Here is a 20,907-nt window from a genome sequence, read left to right on the forward strand (position 1 = left end):
CCACCCGAAGGCCGACGGCCCCGTCAAAGCTAAGACTGGCCCGCCCTGCCTGTATGCCCGCCAACGGGACCGTTGTCCGGCCCCGTCACCTGTCTTAGAATTCAAGAGGGTTACGCAGCCAGCCCACGACCTTCTGTACCGGAGCGACCCATGACACAGTTCTTGTGCATCCAGCGAACAAAGTCCGCAGCCCGATGAAGAATCCACAGCTGATCCAGTATTTGGACGACCCCCGCGAGCCGGATGAGGTCCTGGCCGGACTGCCAGCGGACGAACTGGCTACTTTGCTTGACATCCTGTTCCAAGAGCTGGACACCGAGGACCCGGAATACGGGGCGCACGCGTGGTACGACCTCGCAGTCGAAGAAAGCTGCCGCCGTTCGGTGACGCCGGACGGGGCGGCGCACGGCGTGGCGTAACCGGCCCCCGCCCGTCCGGCCGCTAGGCCCCTTCTGCACCCCGTTGGACTGAACCTGGATCCCCTGCATCTGCGGTGCCTGCATCAGCCGCGCCGGTGTCAGGGGCAGTGCCATCTGCATCGGCAGCAAGGGGTTCGTTGTACTCATTGGGAACGTGGCCCCTGGCCTCGAGGAGATGCTGCTGCAGTTTCTCTTCGGAGTCCCTGCGGCGGCGGGCAGTGTCCCGCATTTCCCTAGTTGATTCCGAGCCGCGGGGTGACTTGTCGTTCATCGCGGGTCCTCCTTCTGGCGGAGCCAGGCGTAGGTTTCGCCGCCGCCGTGTGGCGGGCGGCCTGCTTACAGTTCACCACAGGCGTTATGCTGCCGGCCCGGGAGGCGGCTATCCCGCTGCGGCATCCGCGCGGCGCCGGATCTCCCGGTGAACGGCGGCATGCAGCGCCGGGACGGGCGAGCCGGGTTGCAGGTCCAGTGCGTTCCTTAGGCTGCCTGCCAGTAACTCCAGGTCTGCCGCAGGGACATCGGACAGCCCGGCGAAGCGGGTGATGAAGTGTTTGGCGGGGAGACCGGCCCGGCGCTGGGGGTTCCTGCGGCGGGACCTGCCGGCTCTTTCGCCGGCGTGCTGCTGATTTTCCATGATGGCCGTTTCACACGTAATCCAGCGGCCAACTGCATAGCCGAGATTATGATACCGCCAGCCCCGCCCACTTCCTGTGAGCCAGATCACGTCAGTTCCAGCCGGCCATCCTGAGTAAGGCGGCGGTACCGGCGCCAACAATGACTACCAGCAGGAAGGGCGCACGCAGCGCCAAGGCGATGGCTGCCGCCGCCAGCGCTCCCAGCCGGGCATCCGCGGCGAGCGCCTGCCCGGTGGCCGCGGCGTTCACCACGGTCAGGGAGGCGAGCAGTCCGATGGTCATGGTGCCGGCGATCCGGGACATGCGGGGGTTTTCCAGGAACCGGGCGGGGACGAAGTAGCCCACCAGCTTCCAGGCGTAGGCCAGCACGCAGGACACGAGGATCCAGAACCAGAGATTCATTGGCCGGCCTCCGCAGCGTCGCCGTGCCCCTGCCGGTGGTGGCCGCCGTACGGTTCCACATCAGGTTCGAGGCCCTCATCGCTGCGGCCGTGGCTGAACCAGCCGATCAGGGCCGCCACCAGCGCGGCCACCAGGATGGGCACCCCCGCGGGAACGAACGGCACGGCCAGCACGGTGGCCCCGGCGCAGACGACGGCGATGGCCACCGGCTCGCGGCCCTTCAGGCGTGGCCAGAGCAACGCCAGGAAGGCGGCCACCGCGGCGCCGTCGAGCCCCCATTGCTTGGGGTCGCCGAGTCCGCTGCCAGCCAGCGCGCCTACGGCGGTGAAGAGGTTCCAGAGCACGTAGATGCCAATGCCCGCCGCCCAAAAGCCTCGGCGCTGCTCGGCAGGATCAGCCTGGCCGGTACTCGTGGCCGTGGATTCGTCGATGGTCAGCTGGGCGCCGACGTATTTGCGCCACCCTTCGGGCCGTAAGAGGGCATTGAGTTGCATCCCGTAGATCCCGTTGCGCATGCCCAGCAGGGTGGCCGCACTCATGGCGGCAATGCCGGAACCGCCGCCGCCCACCACGCCGATGAACGCGAACTGTGAGCCGCCGCTGAACAGCAGCAGGCTCAGTGCCATGGTCTGCCAGAAATCCAGGCCGGAGGTGACGGACAGGGCACCGAAGGACACGCCATAAAGACCGGTGGCGATACTGATGGAGATCCCCACCCGCACGGCGGGGGACGCCGCCAGCTTCACCGCCGGCCGTCCGGGCCAGTGTTGCGGAGGCTCCAGGCCCAGGCGATGAGGGGTGCCTGCAGCGGCAGGCGCGCCGTGTGGATCCGCCGCTGGAGCGGCGTCCCTTCCGGGCTGTAGGCCCGCCGGAGCGCGTCAGCGTGGCCGGCGAGGAACGCCGTGAACATCGCGGCCACGGCAGTGGCGGTGACCTTTCGGGTTGCTGGAATGAGGATCCCGACGGCGGCCGCGGCCTCGATCAGGCCGGACGCGGCGATCCATTCCTCACGTGAGAGAACAGCGAATGGGCCGTTGGCGCCGGTGGGCACGGTGCCGGGTGCGGGGTCTTCACGGCAGAGGTAGTCGGGAACCACCTGGCGGTAGAAGCCGGGGCTTCGGAAGTGCTTGCCGGCGCTGGCCAGGAGCAGGGCGCTCATCGCAGCAGCGGACAGGTTTCGTGCAGCCCGGCCGGAGCTGGGGAAAGGCATGGCTCCACTCAATCACAGCGCGGGCAGCGGCAGAAACCAGCGTGCGTCCCCTCGTTGTGGGGCTCCCGTGTTGCGGCGGCACGCGTATGCTCAGTCCCCGCGCGGCACCCATTCCATGGCGGAGCTGCCGTAGGGCGGTGGCGGGCCGGGGTAGTCCAGCGGCTGCCCCTCCACCAGCAGCGGAGGCCGGACGTACCGCAGCTCGCCGTAGGAGCTGGCCAGGGTGCGGTATCCCGGCGCTGGCAGGGCCTGCAGTCTGCGCGGGTTAGGTGGAAGCCCGAAAAGCTCCTCCGCGGTCCGGGCGAGTGACAGGCGCGCCGATCCGCCAGCGCCGCTTTCCCGCCGCCGGGTGAGGAGGGTAACCGCCGCGGCTGCCGCCCCGTACCCTGTTGCATGGTCCAGGGCCTGGACCGGCAGGGCACCCGGCCGCCATCCGGCGTCGTCCGTCATTCCGTACAGGTGGGCGATCCCGCTGGCGGCCTGGACGATGCTGTCGAAGCCGCGCAGCCTGCTCCATGGCCCGTCCGTCCCCCAGCTGTTCAGTGTGACCACCACGAGGTCCGGCCGGGTGGACAGCAGCGACGCCGCGTCGAGGCCGAAGCGGTCCAGGGAGCCGCTGCGGTAGCCGGTGATCACGACGTCGGCCACGGCAACCAGGCGTTCCAGCGCGGCGCGGGTTTCGGGCAGGCCGAGGTCGGCCACGGCGCTGCGTTTGCCGAAGGCGGTGTCCACGAACTGGTCGGAAAGTTCGGGCAGCACCGGCGGGTCGATGCGGAGTACGTCGGCTCCCAGGGCCGCCATGAGCCGCGTGGACACCGGGCCCGCGATCACGCGGGTGAGGTCCAGGACGCGCACTCCCGCCAGCGGCCGGCGCGGATTGCCGCCGGGCTGCGGGATGTCCTGGCGGCCGCTGCCCTGCGTGGCAGCGCCAGCAGCCGGGCCGTCCTGAACCTGCGGGTCAAGGACGATCCACGGCCCGGCGGCTGCTGCCCGGCCCATGTCCGAGGCCTGCCACTCGGCCCGGGTCCGGACGGCGGCTGCCACTGCACCCCGCGCCTGGATGGCGGACTCGGCGTCGAGGGAATCCCTGCTGCGCAGAGCGGCTTCGGCTTCCTCCGCCGTCATGGCATCCAGGGCCTGCAGGAGGCGTTGCCGGTGGTGTGGGTAGTTGGCATGCAGCCGGATCCAGCCGTCCCGGGTAGGGCGGAAACCCGAGAGCGGAGCAAATCCCTGCAAGGGGCGGCCGGCGATCCTCAGGTGCCCCGAGGAGTCGAATGCGGCGGCGGTCAGTTCCGGGCTGGCCGTGTACCTGCCGGCCGCACCCGTGTACCGGTCCAACGCGGCGCCCGCAGCACCCACCGCAGCCAGGGCGAGGCCTTCTACGTCCAGCGGGCCGCCCCACCAGGTGCGCAGGCCCTCTGCATCCGCCCCCGCCACGGCTACCGTCCGCGCGGGGGTGCCGCCTGCAGTTGCGAGAGCACCCGGGCCGGGACGTTCGTGGTGACCTCCTGGATCCCCAGCTCCCGGCACAGCGCCACGTCGTCCGCCGAATCCACGGTCCACACCCGGAATCGCCTTCCGGCCTTGAGCCACTGCCGAATGGTGTCCGGGCGTTCACGGACGTAGTCGATGCCCGGTCCCGCAAGCCCCACCAGGCCGGCGTCAAGGATACGTTCGCCCTCCAGCTGGGTGGCCTTCATGAGGTTGGCGACTGCTCCGCCGGTGATCAGGCCAAGGCCCAGGCCGCCGCGGATTTCATGGACCGTGAGGTCGTCCACCAGTTGGCAGATGTACTGCGCGGACACGGATTGCAGCAGGTGCCGGACCGAATCCGGGCTGAAGCTCATGAAGGTCACCGCCACGTTGTCCACCGTGGAGCTTCCGGGATCCCAGCCTTCGCTGCGCAGGACCTCCAGCACGCGGTCCTCGAGTTTGAGCTGGTAGGGGCTGGGGTGTTTGAGCTCGATGGCCAGCTTCACCGGCCGGCCCGCGCCGCGGAGGACGTCCAGGAGTTCCGGGAGCGTGAGGAGCTGCTCGGACCGGGCGCCGTAGGTTTCCGGGATACGGGCGCCCTTCCAGGAGGAGAAGTCCAGCTGCCGCAGTTCGCGGAGGGTCCGCTCGGCCACCGGGCCGGTGCCGTCCGAGGTGCGGTCCAGGTTGGCATCATGCAGCAGGACGACATGCTGGTCACGGGTCAGATGGACGTCGCACTCCACGCCGTCAGCGCCGTCCGCCAGCGCCTGCAGGTAGGCGGCGCGGGTGTGTTCGGCGAAGGCGCCGCTCGAGCCGCGGTGGGCGAAAACCAGCGGCCGCTGCGCCAGCCGGTCCGGAACGGTTTCGTCAGCTATGGTCCCCTCAGGTGTGGTCCCGTCAGGCGTGAGCTCGTCAGGTGTCATGGAGACACGGTAGCCGACCCGGCCCGGTCAGCGGGGCTAGGCTTGGCACATGCAGGTGAACTCTGAGCCAACTGCCCGGGAATCCCCTCCCCGCACCGCTCCTCCGGTGCCGGAAGGCGCGAAACCGCGGCCCGCCGTCGTCGGCCATCAACTCAGCGCGGGAGACGCCGAAAAGGCGGCAGCGCTGCGGAAGATGAAGATGCTGGCCCTGGGCCTGCTCATCGCCATGGCCGTGGTTTTCGTGTTCGCGTTTGCGCTGCAGGAGGAATATCCGTGGCTGCAGTACGTACGCGCCGCCGCGGAAGGCGGCATGGTGGGTGCGCTGGCTGACTGGTTCGCCGTCACCGCGCTGTTCAAGTACCCCATGGGCATCAAGATTCCGCACACCGCCATCATTCCGCGCCGAAAGGACCAGATCGGCGCGTCCCTGGGCGAGTTCGTTGAGACCAACTTCCTCTCCGAGCAGGTGGTCCAGGACAAGCTGGCCAGCGTGAACATCGCCCGCCGCGCCGGCGAATGGCTCGCCGCGCCAGGCGGCGCGGACCGGGTGGCCAAGGAAGGTGCGGCGGTCATCCGGGGCGCCTTCACGGTCCTGAACGACGACGACGTCCAGGCGGTCATCGAGGGCATGGTCCGCAAGCACCTGCTGACCCCGCCCTGGGGACCGCCGGTGGGCAGGCTCGCGGAGCGGATCTTCCACGATGGGCACCACCACACCCTGGTGGACCTGCTGGTGGACCGCGCCGCCGACTGGGTGGACGAGAACCACGAGACTGTCTCGCGGCTGGTTTCCGACCGCTCCCCCACCTGGGTACCCCAGTTCGTCGATGGCCTGGTGGGCGACAAGGTCTACGTTGAAATCCTGAAATTCGCCCGTGCCGTGCAGTCCGACCCCAACCACCAGGTGCGGCAACAGATCGACAAATACCTCAACGACCTGGCGCAGGACCTGCAGCACGACCCCAAGATGATTGCGCGCGCCGAGGACGTCAAGGCCCAGGTCCTGGGCGATCCCGAGGTCCGGGAGTTGGCCTCGCGGACGTGGGGCACCGTCAAGAACGCCCTGCTCGGAGCCGTGGACGATCCGGACAGCGAACTGACCGTCAAGTTCAAGGCCGCGGTCCGCGACTTCGGTTCGCGGTTGGTCAACGATCCCGAACTCGCCGGCAAGGTCAATACGTGGATCGGCGACGCCGCCGGCTACCTGGTCAAGACGTACCGGTCAGATATTGCCGGGGTCATCACGGATACTGTGGCGCGCTGGGATGCGGAAGAGACCTCCCAGAAGATCGAACTCCAGGTGGGCAAGGACCTGCAGTTCATCCGGATCAACGGCACCGTGGTGGGATCGCTGGCCGGGCTGCTGATCTTCACGGTGGCGCACCTGATCTTCGGCTGACCGCCGGCCACCGGTGTGCACCCGGCCCTGGGTCAGGCGCCAGGAGGCGCCGGGAGGTGCAGAATCAGGCGAAGGACTCCAGGCTGACGCCGGCGGCTTCCAGGCCCGCCCGGACACCGGCTGCCATGTCCACGGCACCCGGGGTGTCTCCGTGGATGCACAGGGAATCGGGCCGGACCTGGACCACGGTGCCGTCGGTGGCCACGACTTCGCCCCTGGTGGCCAGCCGGACGGCCCGCTCAACGATCGCGTCGACGTCGTGCAGCACGGCGCCCTCCTCGGACCGCGGCACCAGCGTTCCGTCAGCCCGGTAGGCGCGGTCCACGAAGGCTTCGACGAACACCGGGTGCCCGGCTTCCTGTGCCTGCTTGAGCAGCTCGGAACCCGGGAGGCCCAGGATCGGGAGCCCGGGGTCGTAGGCGTTGACGGCCGCCACCACGGCGGAGGCCTGCTCAGCGTCGTGCACCAAACGGTTGTAGAGCGCCCCGTGCGGCTTCACGTAGTCCACCGACGCACCTACGGCGTGGGCCACGCCGTCGAGCGCGCCCAGCTGGTACAGAACGTCGCCGAAGAGCTCATCAAAACTCGTGTCCAGGGACCGCCGGCCGAAGCCCGCCAGGTCCCGGTAGCCAACGTGCGCGCCGACGGTGACGTCCAGTTCGTAGGCCGCGCGGCAGCTGTCCAGCATGGTGACGGGATCTCCGGCATGGAAGCCGCAGGCCACGTTGGCGCTGGTGACCAGCTGGAACATCCGGGCGTCATCGCCCATGGTCCACGAGCCGAATGATTCGCCGAGGTCAGCGTTGAGATCCAAAAGTGTTGCCTTCCAGCTGGTTTTCCGTGGTCCCGGCTGCCGTGAGCTCACCGGGCAGGCTGTCCGGCATGGGTCCAAACGCCTCCTTGGCGTTGGCCACCACCGCACGGCCCATCACGAGGTTACCGGCTCCGCCCACCACGGCGCCGATCCCGAACGGCAGTGCCCGGCCCAGGAGCGCAGTTCCCTGGCGTTTGAGGAGGTTCCTGAGGAAGGCCTTCTGGATGCGGTTGCGGATGGTGCTGAAGCCCGGCATCGGCATCGACTTGGAGAGCACGCTGCCCCACTGCTTGGTGGCTCCAGCGCCGTTGCCGGCCATTTGTCCGCTGAGGGTGCCCAGCAGGGCGGTGCCTTCCTCTCCCAGCATGATGGCCATGACCATGGTGCTGGCCTTCTCCGGGTTGGTCAGGCGGATGCCGTGGAGCTCCGCGAGGGAGGTTGCGTACAGGGCGGTTGCCTCAAGGAAGCCCACCGTGGCGGCTGCCGAGAGTCCCAGCGACGCGACGGTCCCCACACCGGGCACGACGGCGGTGGCCCCCACGATTGCGCCGCCGCCGGTGACGGCGCGGAGGTAGTCGCGCTCAAGGAAGCCGGCCAGCTGGGCTGCCGTGGCACGGGGGTGCTTCTTCTGCAGCCGGCGGATGTAGGCCAGCACCAGCGGGCGCTGGATCTCCACGGCTTTCAGGAGCATGTTGTGGACGCCGGGCTTGGGCTTGCCGTCCTTGTCAAAGACTGCGTTGTGGGCAGTTTCCTGGGCGATCCGTACTGCTGGGTTGCTGCGCTTAGCCATGGTCACCTTCGTTTCACGTCGAGCTGCAGCGGGTGGCTGCCGTGCTTCTCCCATCCTAGATGCAGAAACACTAAGCATGCTGAACTTTGACGCCGGCGCCCCTGCACCCTCCTGCTGCAGACAGCACTGCGGCGGGACCCGGTGTGGGTCCCGCCGCAGCGTTGCAGTCAGGAGCTTATTCGCTTATCCGCAACCTGATGGCCTGGATTTGCGAAGAAGCCTAGGAGCGGGAGCCCCTGGATGCTTCCTCCTGGGCGGACCTTTCGCGGTCCTGCCCGCCGGCCGCCGCTTGTTCGTCGGCGCGCAGCTCTGCGCGGAAGACCTCGAAGCGGGCAAGGTGGGCGGGCCGGCGGCGGAGGATGGCCCACGCAACGCCAAGCACGAGGAACCAGATGGGGGTCACCAGCAGCGCTGCAAGCGTGTCCGGCTGGGTGGTCAGGGCCCAGAGGACGAACGCGAAGAACGCGTAAACCACCCACACAACGGGGATGCCGCCAGGCATCTTGAACTTCGACGCCTCGTGCAGGTGCGGGCGGCGCTTGCGGAAGGCAATGTAGCTGGCCAGGATGACCGACCAGACGAAGATGAAGCAGACGGCGGAGACGGTGGTCACCATCTCGAAGGCCTTGCCAACGTCCTGGCCGGCGTACATGAGCACGACGCCGGAGAGCAGCAGTACGCAGGAGAGGAACAGCGCGTTGCTGGGCACCTTCCTCGAGGACAGCCGGCTGAAGATGCCCGGGGCGTCACCCTCCTGCGCGAGACCGAACACCATGCGCGAGGTGGAGTAGATGCCGGAGTTGGCCGAGGACATGGCAGAGGTGAGGACCACCAGGTTGACCACGGTGGCTGCAGCGCCCAGCCCGGCGAGCGAGAACATGCCGATGAAGGGGCTGTGCCCGGCCGCGAACTGGGTCCACGGGGTGACGGCCATGAGGATGATCAGGGCGCCCACGTAGAAGAGCAGTACGCGAACGGGGATGGCATTGATGGCCTTGGGCAGCGTCCGCTCCGGGTTCTTGGCCTCGGCTGCGGTGGTGCCCACCAGTTCGATGCCGACGAAGGCGAACACGGCGATCTGGAAGCCGGCCACGAAGCCCATGAACTCATTGGGGAAGAAGCCGCCGTGGCTCCAGAGGTTCGTGAAGCTCGCGGTTCCGGCGTCGCTCTGGAAGCCGGTGAAGATCATGAAAAGGCCCACAATGATCAGCGCCGCGATGGCAATGATCTTGATGAGGGCGAACCAGAATTCGGTCTCGCCGAAGGCCTTGACCGTGGCGAGGTTCAGCAGCAGCAGGATGGCCACGGTGGCAAGCCCGGGGATCCAGAGCGGCAGTCCGGGCCAGAGTTCCTTGGAGTAGCCGGCGATGGCGATGACGTCTGCGATGCCGGTGATCACCCAGCAGAACCAGTAGGTCCAGCCGGTGAAGAACCCCGCCCACGGCCCCAGGAGGTCGGCTGCGAAGTCGCTGAAGGATTTGTAGTTCAGGTTGCTCAGGAGCAGTTCGCCCATGGCTCGCATGACGAAGAAGAGCATGAACCCGATGATCATGTACACGAAGATCACGGACGGGCCGGCCGCGGAGATGGTCTTGCCGGAGCCCATGAAGAGGCCGGTGCCGATGGCACCGCCGATTGCTATGAGCTGGATGTGCCTGTTGGTGAGCTGCCGCTCCAGGTGGGGAGGCTCGCTGCGGGCGGCGCTGCCCGCAGGAGGGTTGTTGCGGGGTGGCTCGCCGTTGGACGTGGGGGGATGAATCGCCATGGGGAACTCCATCGATAAAGCGGCATTTTGGGTGCCGCAGAAGTTGGGTTCCTCCCCGCTCTGTAGTGAACCTGAGAGTTTCCGCAGCCCAAGCCGCTTGCACCGCCGGTGAGCCGGAACAGGTCCGGCTGCTTTCCAGAGTTGCCTGTCCGCGGCGGTACATGGGCCTGAGAGTTTCCTGGGGAGGGTTTGCTCCTACGGCGCCTGCTAAATGTACCCGGCAGGACTCTCCCGCCGCAGGTCGAAGGCATGTTCAATTAGGTATGCTCAGCGGCCGCACCCTTCCGGGGCAACGTTGGCCCGGGCTGCTCCGATGAGCTGAGCCAGCCGGACACGGTGCTGATCACCGGACCCAGTGTGGTGCGGGTCACGATCGGATGTCAAACCCCCTTTTTCCGCCGCCGCAACAAAGCCGCTGCCGCCCATCGCGTGACAGTCGGATTTGTTTTCCTTTCAACCAACCTGTACGGTGTGAGGCGAATCACCCACAGTTGAATAGCCTTTCGAGCTGTGACGGGAGAGTCCTCCCGGCACCACCGGGCAGGCGCCGTAGGAGCAAATCCTCCCCAGGAATCTCTCAGGCCCCCGTACCGTCACGGCGAGGCAACTCTGGAAAGTAACCCGGCTCCGGCCAGGTTCACCGACGGTGCAAGCGAACCCGCCACGCAGGGTTCCGCGGAATCTCTCAGGTCCAATACAGAGCGGGGAGGAACCCATCCCATGCCGTGCCACCCTGGCCGGCCAGACCTGGAGTTCCTCATGACGATTCAATCCCTTCCAACTTCGTTCGTTGACCGCCATATCGGTGCGCGCCGGCAGGCTGACGTCGACACCATGCTGAAGGCTGTGGGCTACGACAGCGTTGACGGCCTGGTGGACGTGGCTGTTCCGGCATCGATCCGCCAGGAAACGGCATTGAAGCTGCAGGACGCCCTCAGCGAGGTTGAGGTCCTGACCGAGCTGCGCCGGCTGGCGGGCAAGAACAAGACCGCCGTGCAGATGATCGGCCAGGGCTACTACGACACCATCACCCCGGCCGTGATCCGCCGCAACATCCTTGAGGCGCCGGCCTGGTACACCGCCTACACGCCGTACCAGCCCGAGATCTCCCAGGGCCGGCTGGAGGCGCTGCTGAACTTCCAGACCATGGTTCAGGACCTCACCGCCCTCCCGGTGGCCAACGCGTCACTCCTCGATGAAGCCACTGCCGTGGCCGAGGCTGTGCTGCTGATGCGCCGGGCGAACAAAAATAAGGACGCCAAGGACGGCAAGACCGTCCTTGATGCCGACTGCCTCCCGCAGACCATCGCCATCGTGCTGGGCCGCGCCGAAGCGCTCGGCTTCGAGGTGGAGGTTGCTGACCTCTCCGCAGGCCTGCCTGAAGGTGCCATCAACGGCATCGTGCTCCAGCAGCCGGGCGTGTCCGGCCGGGTGTGGGACCAGAGCGCCGTTATCGCCGAGGCCAAGGAGCGCGGTGCGCTGGTCACAGTGGCCGCTGACCTGCTCGCGCTGACGCTGATCACTCCTCCGGGCGAGCAGGGTGCGGACATCGCCGTCGGCTCCACCCAGCGTTTCGGCGTGCCGCTGTTCTTCGGCGGCCCGCATGCCGCTTACATGGCTGTGCAGAAGGGCATGGAACGCACCCTCCCCGGCAGGATCGTGGGTGTCTCCAAGGACAACGCGGGCGCTCCCGCCTACCGCCTGGCCCTGCAGACCCGCGAGCAGCACATCCGCCGTGAGAAGGCCACGTCCAACATCTGCACCGCCCAGGCGCTGCTGGCCATCGTGTCCTCCTTCTACGCCGTCTACCACGGCCCGGACGGACTGAAGGCCATCGCAGAAACCGCCCACCACAACGCCAGGATCCTGGCCACGGCCCTCACCGCCATGGGCCGCGAACTGGTCACCGACTCCTTCTTCGACACCCTCACCGTGCGCGTGCCGGGCAAGGCCGCCAAGGTCATCAACGCCGCCGAGGCGCGCGGCATCAACCTCCGCTTCGTCGACGCGGACACGGTGGGCGTTTCCATCGATGAAACCACGACGGCGGCAACGCTGTCCGCAGTGGCCGTCGCCTTTGGTGCCGGCCCGGTAGGCGACGCCCAGGGTTTCGAGCTGCCCGACTCCGTGCTGCGCACCTCCGGATACCTGGAGCACCCGGTGTTCAACACGCACCGGTCAGAAACGCAGCTGTTGCGTTACATCCGCCGCCTGTCCGACCGGGACCTGGCCCTGGACCGGACCATGATCCCGCTGGGTTCCTGCACCATGAAGCTGAATGCCACCGCCGAGATGGAAGCGATTTCCTGGCCGGAGTTCGCCTCCATCCACCCGTTCGCTCCGGATTCCCAGACCGAGGGCTGGCGTGAGCTGATCACCGGGCTCGAGGCTGACCTGACCGAGATCACCGGGTACGACCAGGTGTCCATCCAGCCCAACGCCGGTTCCCAGGGCGAACTCGCCGGCCTTCTGGCGATCCGGGGCTACCACCACTCCCGGGGTGATCAGCAGCGCACCGTGTGCCTGATCCCCGCCTCGGCGCACGGCACCAACGCCGCCTCCGCCGTGCTGGCCGGCATGAAGGTGGTTGTTGTCGCCACCGCCCCGGACGGCACCATCAACCACGCCGACCTGTCCGCCAAGATCGAGGCGAACCGGGACGCCCTGTCCTGCATCATGATCACCTACCCCTCCACCCACGGCGTCTACGACGGCGACGTCACCGAAGTCTGCGACGCGGTCCACGCCGCCGGCGGCCAGGTGTACGTGGACGGCGCGAACCTCAACGCCCTCGTGGGCCTGGCGCAGCCGGGCAAGTTCGGCGGCGACGTGTCCCACCTGAACCTCCACAAGACGTTCTGCATCCCGCACGGCGGCGGCGGGCCCGGCGTCGGCCCGGTCGCGGCGAAAGCGCACCTGGCCCCGTTTATGCCCGGCGATGCGAATAAAGCCGCGCATGAGGAGGGCCACGGCGTGGCGATTTCCGCGTCCCGGTTCGGCTCTGCCGGTGTGCTGCCGATCTCCTGGGCGTACGTGAAGCTGATGGGCGGTACGGGACTGACCGAGGCCACTAAGTCCGCGCTGCTGGCAGCGAACTATGTTGCTGCCCGGTTGAACGAGTTCTACCCGGTGCTCTACACGGGTGAGGGCGGGCTCGTGGCGCACGAGTGCATCCTGGACCTGCGCGAACTCACCGCCCGCACCGGCGTCACGGCCGAGGACGTGGCCAAGCGCCTGATCGACTTCGGCTTCCACGCCCCCACCCTGGCCTTCCCGGTGGCCGGGACCCTGATGGTGGAGCCCACCGAGTCCGAGGACCTCGCCGAGATCGACCGCTTCATCGACGCCATGATCACCATCCACGCCGAGATCGAGCAGGTAGCAGCCGGCGAGTTCTCCCTGGAGGCATCGCCGGTGCGCAACGCACCGCACACGGCGTCCGCCGTCGTCAGCTCCGACTGGGACCGCGCCTACCCGCGCGAGCAGGCCGCGTTCCCCGTCGCTTCCCTGCGGCAGGACAAGTACTTCCCGCCAGTGGGACGCATCGACGGCGCAGCCGGCGACCGCAACCTGGTCTGCTCCTGCCCGCCGCTTTCCGACTTCGAGAACTAAGGACTTCCCATGACTGAGAACTACACCGCTCTCTACGAGCAGCACAAGAAGGCCGGCGCCTCCTTCACCGACTTCGGCGGCTGGCAGATGCCCCTCAAGTACGATTCCGAACTCGCCGAACACCACGCCGTGCGCAACGCCGCCGGGCTGTTTGACCTCTCCCACATGGGTGAAGTCTGGGTCACCGGCCCGGACGCCGCAGCGTTCCTGGACTACGCCCTGGCAGGCAAGCTGTCAGCCATCGCGGTGGGCAAGGCCAAGTACTCGCTGATCTGCGACACCGACGGCGGCATCATCGATGACCTGATCACGTACCGCCTCCCCGCGGCTGCGGACGGAACAGCCAAGTACCTGGTGGTCCCCAACGCAGGCAACGCCAAGGTAGTGGCCGCGGCCCTGCAGGAACGCGCCGCCGGCTTCGACGTCACCGTGCAGGACGCTTCGGCCGAGACTTCCCTGATCGCCGTCCAGGGTCCCGCCGCCGAGGCCATCCTGCTGGCGCTCGTCCCGGCCAGCCAGCACTCCCTGGTCACGGAGCTGAAGTACTACGCCGCCGTCGAGGTGGGCATCACGGTCAACGGCGCCGTCCGGGACCTGCTGGTGGCCCGCACCGGCTACACCGGCGAGGACGGGTTCGAGATCTATACCGGCAACCTGGAGGCAGCCGCCCTGTGGGAGTCCCTGCTCGCGGCCGGCGAAGGTTCCGGTCTCATCCCGGCAGGCCTCGCGGCCCGCGACTCGCTCCGCCTCGAAGCCGGCATGCCCCTCTACGGCAACGAACTCTCCCGCCGCGTCAACGCCTACGCCGCCGGGCTGGGACCGGTCGTGTCCCTGGCAAAGGAAAGCAACTTCGTGGGCAAGGAGGCCCTGGCAGCCATCAAGGCCGCCGGCGTCGGATCCACCGTGGGCCAGAAGCTCGTGGGCCTCAAGGGCACCGGGCGCCGCGCCGCCCGCGGCCACTACCCGGTCCTCAAGGACGGTTCCCTCATCGGCGAAGTTACCTCCGGCCAGCCCTCCCCCACCCTCGGCTACCCGGTGGCACTGGCCTACGTCGACGTCGAGTTCGCCGAAGCCGGCACCCTCGTCGACGTGGACCTCCGCGGCAAGCCGGAACGCTTCGAAGTAGTGGCACTCCCCTTCTACAAACGCCAAAAGTAGCCCCACTCCGGGACGGACAAGCCCCAGTTTCCACGCGTGCTGCACCCCCCGTCCCCCTAGCCTCGCAAGCTCGGCCAGGGAACCCGGACGGCGTGGGCCCACTTCGTCGCTCTGACGCACGCTTTCGGAAACCGCGGCCAGCCCGCCCTTGGAGGTGGCGGGGCATTCGGAAACGTGCGTCTAAGGAAGCGTCACGTCCGCTCAGCGGGCGTCTACACGACCGAGCACGTGGAGGATGTCCTGCCAACTCCACTCCCGACCACAACTAAGTTTTCAAACGAACAGGAAAATCATGAGCAAAGTTGCAGCTGAACTGAAGTACTCCGCCGAGCATGAGTGGATTGCTGTTGACGGGTCCGGGCCTGCCGGGATCGGTATCTCGGCCGTTGCCGCCGATGCGCTGGGCGACATCGTGTACGTGGACCTGCCCGAGGTTGGCTCCATCGTGACGGCCGGCGAAACCTGCGGCGAGGTGGAATCCACCAAGTCCGTTTCGGACCTCTACTCCCCCGTGACCGGCGAAGTCACCGAGATCAACGACGGCGTGGTGTCCGATCCCGCCCTCATCAACAGCGACCCGTACGGGGCTGGCTGGCTGTTCAAGGTGTCCGTCACCGAAGAAGGCCCGCTGCTGTCCGCCGCAGAATACGCCGCAGCGAACGGCGGCGAGCTGTGAGCGCGGCTGCCGGCGCGGCTGTCACTGAGGCGGTTGCCTTCCGCCAGGTTGAATCCCCCAGCCTGAACGCGGACCTGTCCGTCCTGGACCCGGAGATAGCGGCCAAGATCGACGACGAACTGGGCCGCCAGCGCGACGGCCTGGAAATGATCGCTTCCGAGAACCACACCGCCGCCGCAGTCATGCAGGCGCAGGGCTCGGTGCTGACCAACAAGTACGCCGAAGGCTACCCGGGCAAGCGCTACTACGGCGGCTGCGAACACGTGGACGTCATTGAACAGCTCGCCATCGACCGGCTCAAGGCCCTGTTCGGTGCCGAATTCGCCAACGTGCAGCCGCACTCCGGTGCACAGGCCAACGCCTCGGTGATGCACGCGCTGATCAAGCCCGGCGACACCATCATGGGCCTGAACCTCGCCCACGGCGGACACCTGACTCACGGTATGAAGATCAACTTCTCCGGCAAGCTCTATAACGTGGTGCCATACCAGGTCCGCGAAGACACCCACACCATCGACATGGCAGAGGTGGAGCGCCTGGCGCTGGAGACGAAGCCACAGCTGATCGTTGCCGGCTGGTCCGCATACGCACGCCAGCTGGACTTCGCCGAGTTCCGCCGGATTGCCGACCTGGTAGGCGCCTACCTCATGGTGGACATGGCACATTTCGCCGGCCTCGTCGCCGCAGGCCTGCACCCCAGCCCGGTGCCGCACGCCCACGTCACCACCTCCACCACGCACAAGACCCTCGCCGGTCCGCGCGGCGGCATCATCCTGTCGAACGACGCCGACATCGCCAAGAAGATCAACTCGGCTGTGTTCCCGGGCCAGCAGGGAGGGCCGCTGGAGCACGTCATCGCCGGCAAGGCCGTGGCATTCAAGATCGCCGCCTCGGCTGAGTTCAAGGAACGGCAGGAGCGCGTCCTCGCCGGCTCCCGCATCCTGGCCGAGCGCCTGGTCCAGCCGGACGTCACCGCCAAGGGCATCAACGTCATCTCCGGCGGCACCGACGTCCACCTGGTCCTGGTTGACCTCCGCAACTGCGAACTCAACGGCCAGCAGGCCGAAGACCGCCTGGCCGCGATTGACATCACCGTCAACCGCAACGCCGTGCCCTTCGACCCGCGCCCGCCGATGGTCACCTCAGGCCTGCGCATCGGCACCCCGGCTTTGGCCACCCGCGGATTCGGCGAAGCCGCCTTCCGCGAGGTTGCGGACATCATCGCCGAGGCACTGACGGCCGACGCCGACGCAGACCTTTCCGGCCTGCGTCACCGCGTCGAAGCACTCGCCGCAGCCCACCCGCTGTACCCCGGCGTCGCAAACCTCGCCTAGGTGCACGGCCCTGGTCACCTTCGGGACCAGCGGACCGGACATTTTCACGCCTGCTGCTCGTTCCTCGCTTTGACGCAGGCTTTCGAAAAGTCCGGCTCCGCCGGCCCTTGTGGGCAGGCTACGGGTGAGCGCCGACAACGTGCGTGTTCATCCCTGTTCTTCGCAAAGGTGCGCAGGGGTCGTTGCCCATCCTGTTGTTCGCTTGGGTGACGGGACCTACGGGGGTGAGCCGGATTCCGGAAGCGTGCGTCAGAGCGACGAAGGAGCAGCACGCGGAGGAATCCGGTCACCCACCATCCAACCCAACCACGCACGTTTCTAGTTAGGAATCCCACCATGGCCGTTGGCGTCTTCGACCTTTTTTCTGTTGGTATTGGGCCTTCGTCTTCTCATACGGTGGGGCCGATGCGGGCTGCTGCGGTGTTTGCCGAGGAGTTGAAGAGCAGCGGGGTGCTGGACAGGGTTGCCGGGCTGCGGGTGGATCTGTATGGGTCGTTGGCGGCGACGGGTCATGGGCACGGGACGATGACGGCCATCTTGCTGGGCCTGGAGGGGTTCCACCCCGAAAGGATCCTGCCGGCGGAGGTGGAGGAGCGGTTGGCTGCGATCGCCGAGACCGGGACGCTGCACCTGGCGGGCGCCGGCGAAGGGGCAGGCGTGGCGTTGCCGTACGGGGTGAAGGACATGGTGTTGCGGCCGTTGACGGTGTTGCCGCGGCACACGAACGGGATGACGTTCACCGTCTCGGACGGCAACGGCGGGGAACTCCACCGGGCCACGTTCTTCTCTGTGGGCGGCGGGTTCATTGTCCGTGAGGGTGAGGAGGATGCCGCGCAGCAGGAGTTGGATGAGTCCAAGAAGGAGCTGCCGTTGCCGTTCCGGACCGCTGCGGAGCTCCTGGGGCATTGCGCGGACACCGGGTTGGGGATCGGCGACGTGATGCTGGTCAACGAGAAGTCTTCCCGTTCCGAGGAGGAGATCCGGGCGGGGCTGCTGCATATCTGGTCCGTGATGGAGGCGTGCGTGGCGACGTCGTTGAAGCGTGACGGGGTGCTGCCGGGCGGGTTAAAGGTCCGCCGCCGCGCCCCGGACTGGTTCGACCGGCTGAAAAAGGAATGCGCCCGCCCCGGCGAGGACAGCCAGGACCTGGAGTTCACGGACTGGGACTTCCATGACCCCAGGTACTGGCAGGAGTGGGTGAACCTGGTGGCCCTCGCCGTGAACGAGGAGAACGCCTCCGGCGGGAGGGTGGTTACCGCCCCGACGAACGGGGCGGCCGGGATCATCCCCGCGGTCCTGTACTACGCGCTGCATTTCGCCCCGGGCATGGACCAGGCAACGCAGGAAGACCGCGACGGCGTGGTGGCCAGGTTCCTGCTCGCCGCCGGCGCCGTGGGGGTGCTCTACAAGGAACAGGCGTCCATTTCGGGTGCCGAGGTGGGCTGCCAGGGCGAGGTGGGATCGGCGTCGTCCATGGCGGCGGCGGGACTCGCCGAGGTCATGGGCGGCACCCCGGCGCAGGTGGAGAACGCCGCGGAAATCGCGATGGAACACAACCTGGGCCTGACCTGTGATCCGATCGGCGGGCTGGTGCAGGTTCCGTGCATCGAGCGGAACGCGATCGCCGCGGCGAAAGCCATCAACGCGGCAAAAATGGCGCTCTGGGGCGACGGGACCCACCGGGTCTCCCTCGACGAAGTCATCATCACCATGCGCGAAACCGGCAAGGACATGTCCTCCAAATACAAGGAAACCGCGATGGGCGGCCTCGCCGTCAACGTCGTCGAATGCTGACCCAGGGTTTCGACGGGCTCAACTAACGCCGCCCCGACGGCACACCCAGCACAAACAAAGGAAATCAATCATGACATTGGCACCCGAAGGCCGGAAGTTGCTGCGGATCGAGCAGCGCAACGCGGCTGTCCCGGTGGAACGCAAACCGGAGTGGATCAAGGCCAAAGTCCAGATGGGCCCGGAATTCGTCCAGCTCAAGAACCTGGTCAAAAAAGAAGGCCTGCACACCGTCTGCGAAGAAGCCGGCTGCCCCAACATCTTCGAATGCTGGGAAGACAAGGAAGCCACCTTCCTCATCGGCGGCTCCGAATGCACCCGCCGCTGCGACTTCTGCCAGATCGACACCGGCAAACCCTCCCCCGTGGACCGGTTCGAACCCACCAAAGTGGCCCGCTCCGTCCAATCCATGCAACTGCGCTACGCCACCGTCACCGGCGTGGCCCGCGACGACCTCGAAGACGAAGGCGTCTGGCTCTACGCCGAAACCGTCCGCAAAATCCACGAACTGAACCCCGGCACCGGCGTCGAACTCCTCATCCCCGACTTCTCCGGCAACCCCGGCCACATCGCCGCGATCTGCGACTCCAAACCCGAAGTCTTCGCCCACAACGTCGAAACCGTCCCCCGGATCTTCAAAAGGATCCGCCCGGCATTCCGCTACGAACGCTCCCTCGACGTCATCACCCAAGGCCGGAACCTGGGCATGGTCACCAAATCCAACCTCATCCTCGGCATGGGCGAAACCCGCGAAGAAATCTCCGAAGCCCTCCGCGACCTCCACCAGGCCGGCTGCGACCTGATCACCATCACCCAATACCTCCGCCCCTCCGAACGCCACCTCCCCGTAGACAGGTGGGTCAAACCCCAGGAATTCGTCGACCTCCAGCACGAAGCCGAAGAGATCGGCTTCCTCGGCGTCATGTCCGGCCCCCTGGTCCGCTCCTCCTACCGCGCCGGCCGCCTCTGGGCCACCGCCATGCGCAAAAAAGGCCGCGACATCCCCGCCGAACTCGCCCACATCGCCGACGGCATCCAGGACTCCGGCACCACCCGCCAGGAAGCCACCACCCTCCTGGCCGGATAGATCCGGCCAGGAGGGTCCGGGCAACATCCGGGACCATGCAGGTACCGGCCGGATTCACCACTGGCGGCCGGCCTGATGCTGATTTGGGGGGCATCAGGCCAGCCGCCGTCCGGGCTTAAACTGGGGCTTATGCCCGCCCCCAAAGCCTTGCGTCCTTTTATCCACCGCGAGTACCGGGTCCTGATTGCAGCGCTGGCCATCTCCATTTTCGGTTCCGGTATGTGGGCCGTAGCCATGGTCTACCAGGTGATCCACCTTGGCGGCGGTCCCCTGGAACTTTCGCTGGTGGCCGCCGCCGGAAGCGTGGGACTGGTGGCCTTCGTCCTGGCCGGCGGGATCGCGGCGGACAGGGTCCCGCAGCGGCGCCTGATCATCGCCGTGGAGGGCGCCAACCTGGCAGTCATCGCCGCGATCAGCGGCCTGGCAATGGCCGGCTGGCTGCAACTGTGGCATGTAGCGGCGGGGGCTTTCGTGCTGGGTGTTGGCGCGGCCTTCTTCTTCCCTGCCTACTCCGCGATCCTGCCGCGCATCCTTCCGGCTGAGGACCTGCTGGCCGCCAACGGCATGGAGGGGACCATGCGCCCCGTCCTGCAGCAGGCGGCGGGACCCGCGGTGGCCGGCATCCTGGTGGCAGCCCTCTCGCCGTCGCTTGCGGTGACCGGGGTGGCCGCGTGCCACCTTCTGGCCTTCATTGTCCTGAACTTCCTGGGCCAGCATGCCCTGGCCACACCGCCCGCTGAGGCCGGCCACGAGGATGGACACCGCAAAGCATCCTTCGTCCAGGACCTGCGCGAAGGCGTCAGCTACACCATCAGGACCCCATGGCTGCTCTGGACGCTGATCTGGGCCTGCATTTCCGTGCTGTTCCTGATCGGCCCCATCGAGGTCCTGCTGCCATTCCTGGTGCGGGACCAGCTCGGCGGGGATTCGAGCATGTTCGGTTTCCTGCTGGCGGTCATGGGGGTGGGGGCAGCCCTGGGCTCCCTGGTGACGGCGTCACTCCGCCTGCCCCGCCGCTACCTGACGGTGATGATGGTGTCCTGGGGCGTGGGCAGCCTGCCGATTGCCGCCGTCGGCCTCATGGACAACTTCTGGCTGATCGCCGCAGCTCTGTTCATCTGGGGCGCCACCGGGAGCGTGGGCATGGTCATCTGGGGCACGCTGCTCCAGCGCCGCGTCCCGCCACACCTGCTGGGCCGCATCTCCAGCCTCGACTTTTTCGTATCCCTGGCGCTGATGCCGGTGTCCATGGCGCTGGCCGGGCCAGCGGCTGAGGTGCTGCCCATCTGGCTGATTTTCCTGGTGGCGGGCGTGGTCTGCCCCATCATGGCCGTCATCGCATCCGCCGCCGCCGGGATGCCCCGCGACGAACTGGCCCACCCGCTGGACGCGGCACCCGAAGCCGCCGTGTCCTGACTT

19 protein-coding genes and 3 riboswitches are annotated in these 20,907 nt (G+C 67.4%); of the genes, 9 read left to right on the forward strand and 10 right to left on the reverse strand.

All coding sequences use genetic code 11. From position 1 onward, the window contains the following. Nucleotides 1-194: 194 nt before the first annotated feature. Nucleotides 195-419: a hypothetical protein gene (locus OVA06_RS15830; RefSeq protein WP_056080007.1), complete on the forward strand. Its 225-nt coding sequence runs from the start codon at nucleotides 195-197 to the stop codon at nucleotides 417-419. A gap of 22 nt (nucleotides 420-441) precedes the next feature. On the opposite strand, the gene OVA06_RS15835 is transcribed toward OVA06_RS15830, so the two are convergent. From OVA06_RS15835 to OVA06_RS15865, 7 genes are all read right to left on the reverse strand, one after another. Then, nucleotides 442-690 (reverse strand): hypothetical protein, encoded by a 249-nt coding sequence (locus OVA06_RS15835; RefSeq protein ID WP_268159596.1) that lies wholly within the window; start codon nucleotides 688-690, stop codon nucleotides 442-444. 108 nt (nucleotides 691-798) lie between these two features. Then, nucleotides 799-1,053, reverse strand: coding sequence for a hypothetical protein (locus tag OVA06_RS15840; protein ID WP_268159598.1), 255 nt, complete (start codon nucleotides 1,051-1,053; stop codon nucleotides 799-801). Between the two features lie 91 nt (nucleotides 1,054-1,144). Beyond that, a complete protein-coding gene (locus OVA06_RS15845; protein WP_261621117.1) occupies nucleotides 1,145-1,456 on the reverse strand; it encodes an AzlD domain-containing protein in 312 nt (103 codons plus the stop codon). Continuing rightward, complete coding sequence (locus OVA06_RS15850) at nucleotides 1,453-2,202, reverse strand: AzlC family ABC transporter permease (protein ID WP_268159601.1); 750 nt, start codon at nucleotides 2,200-2,202, stop codon at nucleotides 1,453-1,455. The genes OVA06_RS15845 and OVA06_RS15850 overlap by 4 nt, the downstream gene beginning before the upstream one ends. Further along, nucleotides 2,199-2,666 (reverse strand): DoxX family protein, encoded by a 468-nt coding sequence (locus tag OVA06_RS15855; protein ID WP_056080048.1) that lies wholly within the window; start codon nucleotides 2,664-2,666, stop codon nucleotides 2,199-2,201. The genes OVA06_RS15850 and OVA06_RS15855 overlap by 4 nt, the downstream gene beginning before the upstream one ends. A 90-nt stretch (nucleotides 2,667-2,756) precedes the next feature. After that, nucleotides 2,757-4,103, reverse strand: coding sequence for a CoA transferase (locus OVA06_RS15860; RefSeq protein WP_268159603.1), 1,347 nt, complete (start codon nucleotides 4,101-4,103; stop codon nucleotides 2,757-2,759). 2 nt (nucleotides 4,104-4,105) lie between these two features. After that, nucleotides 4,106-5,062: a glycerophosphodiester phosphodiesterase gene (locus tag OVA06_RS15865; RefSeq protein ID WP_268159605.1), complete on the reverse strand. Its 957-nt coding sequence runs from the start codon at nucleotides 5,060-5,062 to the stop codon at nucleotides 4,106-4,108. Nucleotides 5,063-5,111: 49 nt separating this feature from the next. Between OVA06_RS15865 and OVA06_RS15870 the strand changes: the two genes are divergently transcribed. Then, entirely contained in the window at nucleotides 5,112-6,461 is a 1,350-nt protein-coding gene (locus tag OVA06_RS15870; protein ID WP_268159607.1) for a DUF445 domain-containing protein, read from the forward strand. 64 nt (nucleotides 6,462-6,525) lie between these two features. Here the strand turns inward: OVA06_RS15870 and OVA06_RS15875 are convergent, their stop codons facing one another. The 3 genes from OVA06_RS15875 to cycA all read right to left on the reverse strand — a co-directional run bounded on the left by OVA06_RS15875 (nucleotide 6,526) and on the right by cycA (nucleotide 9,830). Beyond that, on the reverse strand, nucleotides 6,526-7,275 hold the full coding sequence (locus OVA06_RS15875) for a LamB/YcsF family protein (protein WP_268159609.1): 750 nt from the start codon (nucleotides 7,273-7,275) through the stop codon (nucleotides 6,526-6,528). Continuing rightward, nucleotides 7,259-8,065, reverse strand: a complete 807-nt coding sequence (locus OVA06_RS15880; RefSeq protein ID WP_268159611.1) for a hypothetical protein — start codon at nucleotides 8,063-8,065, stop codon at nucleotides 7,259-7,261. Before OVA06_RS15880 ends, OVA06_RS15875 begins: the two co-directional genes overlap by 17 nt. Before the next feature lie 220 nt (nucleotides 8,066-8,285). Then, entirely contained in the window at nucleotides 8,286-9,830 is a 1,545-nt protein-coding gene (gene cycA, locus OVA06_RS15885) for a D-serine/D-alanine/glycine transporter (protein WP_268159613.1), read from the reverse strand. A 50-nt stretch (nucleotides 9,831-9,880) separates the two neighbouring features. Continuing rightward, nucleotides 9,881-9,975: riboswitch (glycine riboswitch) on the reverse strand. Next, nucleotides 9,976-10,074: riboswitch (glycine riboswitch) on the reverse strand. Between the two features lie 260 nt (nucleotides 10,075-10,334). Beyond that, nucleotides 10,335-10,433: riboswitch (glycine riboswitch) on the forward strand. Between the two features lie 156 nt (nucleotides 10,434-10,589). Here cycA and gcvP point away from each other — a divergent pair. The 7 genes from gcvP to OVA06_RS15920 all read left to right on the forward strand — a co-directional run bounded on the left by gcvP (nucleotide 10,590) and on the right by OVA06_RS15920 (nucleotide 20,904). Further along, a complete protein-coding gene (gcvP, locus tag OVA06_RS15890) occupies nucleotides 10,590-13,442 on the forward strand; it encodes an aminomethyl-transferring glycine dehydrogenase (RefSeq protein ID WP_268159615.1) in 2,853 nt (950 codons plus the stop codon). 9 nt (nucleotides 13,443-13,451) lie between these two features. Then, nucleotides 13,452-14,600, forward strand: a complete 1,149-nt coding sequence (gene gcvT / locus OVA06_RS15895; protein WP_268159617.1) for a glycine cleavage system aminomethyltransferase GcvT — start codon at nucleotides 13,452-13,454, stop codon at nucleotides 14,598-14,600. Nucleotides 14,601-14,892: 292 nt separating this feature from the next. Then, nucleotides 14,893-15,276 (forward strand): glycine cleavage system protein GcvH, encoded by a 384-nt coding sequence (gene gcvH, locus OVA06_RS15900; protein ID WP_056080113.1) that lies wholly within the window; start codon nucleotides 14,893-14,895, stop codon nucleotides 15,274-15,276. Then, complete coding sequence (gene glyA / locus OVA06_RS15905) at nucleotides 15,273-16,610, forward strand: serine hydroxymethyltransferase (protein WP_326493583.1); 1,338 nt, start codon at nucleotides 15,273-15,275, stop codon at nucleotides 16,608-16,610. The genes gcvH and glyA overlap by 4 nt, the downstream gene beginning before the upstream one ends. 336 nt (nucleotides 16,611-16,946) lie before the next feature. Further along, on the forward strand, nucleotides 16,947-18,404 hold the full coding sequence (locus OVA06_RS15910; RefSeq protein WP_268159620.1) for an L-serine ammonia-lyase: 1,458 nt from the start codon (nucleotides 16,947-16,949) through the stop codon (nucleotides 18,402-18,404). 70 nt (nucleotides 18,405-18,474) lie between these two features. Next, nucleotides 18,475-19,488 carry a lipoyl synthase gene (gene lipA, locus OVA06_RS15915; protein ID WP_268159622.1) on the forward strand — a complete coding sequence of 338 codons (1,014 nt, stop codon included), beginning with the start codon at nucleotides 18,475-18,477 and terminating at the stop codon, nucleotides 19,486-19,488. A gap of 129 nt (nucleotides 19,489-19,617) precedes the next feature. Then, nucleotides 19,618-20,904: an MFS transporter gene (locus tag OVA06_RS15920; protein WP_268159624.1), complete on the forward strand. Its 1,287-nt coding sequence runs from the start codon at nucleotides 19,618-19,620 to the stop codon at nucleotides 20,902-20,904. Nucleotides 20,905-20,907: the final 3 nt, after the last annotated feature.

Origin of the sequence: Pseudarthrobacter sp. SL88 (genome assembly GCF_026672455.1) — a bacterium.
In the GTDB taxonomy this organism is placed as follows: domain Bacteria; phylum Actinomycetota; class Actinomycetes; order Actinomycetales; family Micrococcaceae; genus Arthrobacter.

Bases quoted from the DNA above. Each gene is read 5' to 3' on its own strand.
- gcvP (WP_268159615.1), top strand. From the start codon at position 10,590: ATGACGATTCAATCCCTTCCAACTTCGTTCGTTGACCGCCATATCGGT.
- OVA06_RS15870 (WP_268159607.1), top strand. From the start codon at position 5,112: ATGCAGGTGAACTCTGAGCCAACTGCCCGGGAATCCCCTCCCCGCACC.
- gcvT (WP_268159617.1), top strand. From the start codon at position 13,452: ATGACTGAGAACTACACCGCTCTCTACGAGCAGCACAAGAAGGCCGGC.
- cycA (WP_268159613.1), bottom strand. From the start codon at position 9,830: ATGGCGATTCATCCCCCCACGTCCAACGGCGAGCCACCCCGCAACAAC.
- gcvH (WP_056080113.1), top strand. From the start codon at position 14,893: ATGAGCAAAGTTGCAGCTGAACTGAAGTACTCCGCCGAGCATGAGTGG.
- OVA06_RS15920 (WP_268159624.1), top strand. From the start codon at position 19,618: ATGCCCGCCCCCAAAGCCTTGCGTCCTTTTATCCACCGCGAGTACCGG.
- lipA (WP_268159622.1), top strand. From the start codon at position 18,475: ATGACATTGGCACCCGAAGGCCGGAAGTTGCTGCGGATCGAGCAGCGC.
- OVA06_RS15840 (WP_268159598.1), bottom strand. From the start codon at position 1,053: ATGGAAAATCAGCAGCACGCCGGCGAAAGAGCCGGCAGGTCCCGCCGC.
- OVA06_RS15845 (WP_261621117.1), bottom strand. From the start codon at position 1,456: ATGAATCTCTGGTTCTGGATCCTCGTGTCCTGCGTGCTGGCCTACGCC.
- OVA06_RS15830 (WP_056080007.1), top strand. From the start codon at position 195: ATGAAGAATCCACAGCTGATCCAGTATTTGGACGACCCCCGCGAGCCG.
- OVA06_RS15910 (WP_268159620.1), top strand. From the start codon at position 16,947: ATGGCCGTTGGCGTCTTCGACCTTTTTTCTGTTGGTATTGGGCCTTCG.
- OVA06_RS15835 (WP_268159596.1), bottom strand. From the start codon at position 690: ATGAACGACAAGTCACCCCGCGGCTCGGAATCAACTAGGGAAATGCGG.
- OVA06_RS15880 (WP_268159611.1), bottom strand. From the start codon at position 8,065: ATGGCTAAGCGCAGCAACCCAGCAGTACGGATCGCCCAGGAAACTGCC.
- OVA06_RS15865 (WP_268159605.1), bottom strand. From the start codon at position 5,062: ATGACACCTGACGAGCTCACGCCTGACGGGACCACACCTGAGGGGACC.
- OVA06_RS15855 (WP_056080048.1), bottom strand. From the start codon at position 2,666: ATGCCTTTCCCCAGCTCCGGCCGGGCTGCACGAAACCTGTCCGCTGCT.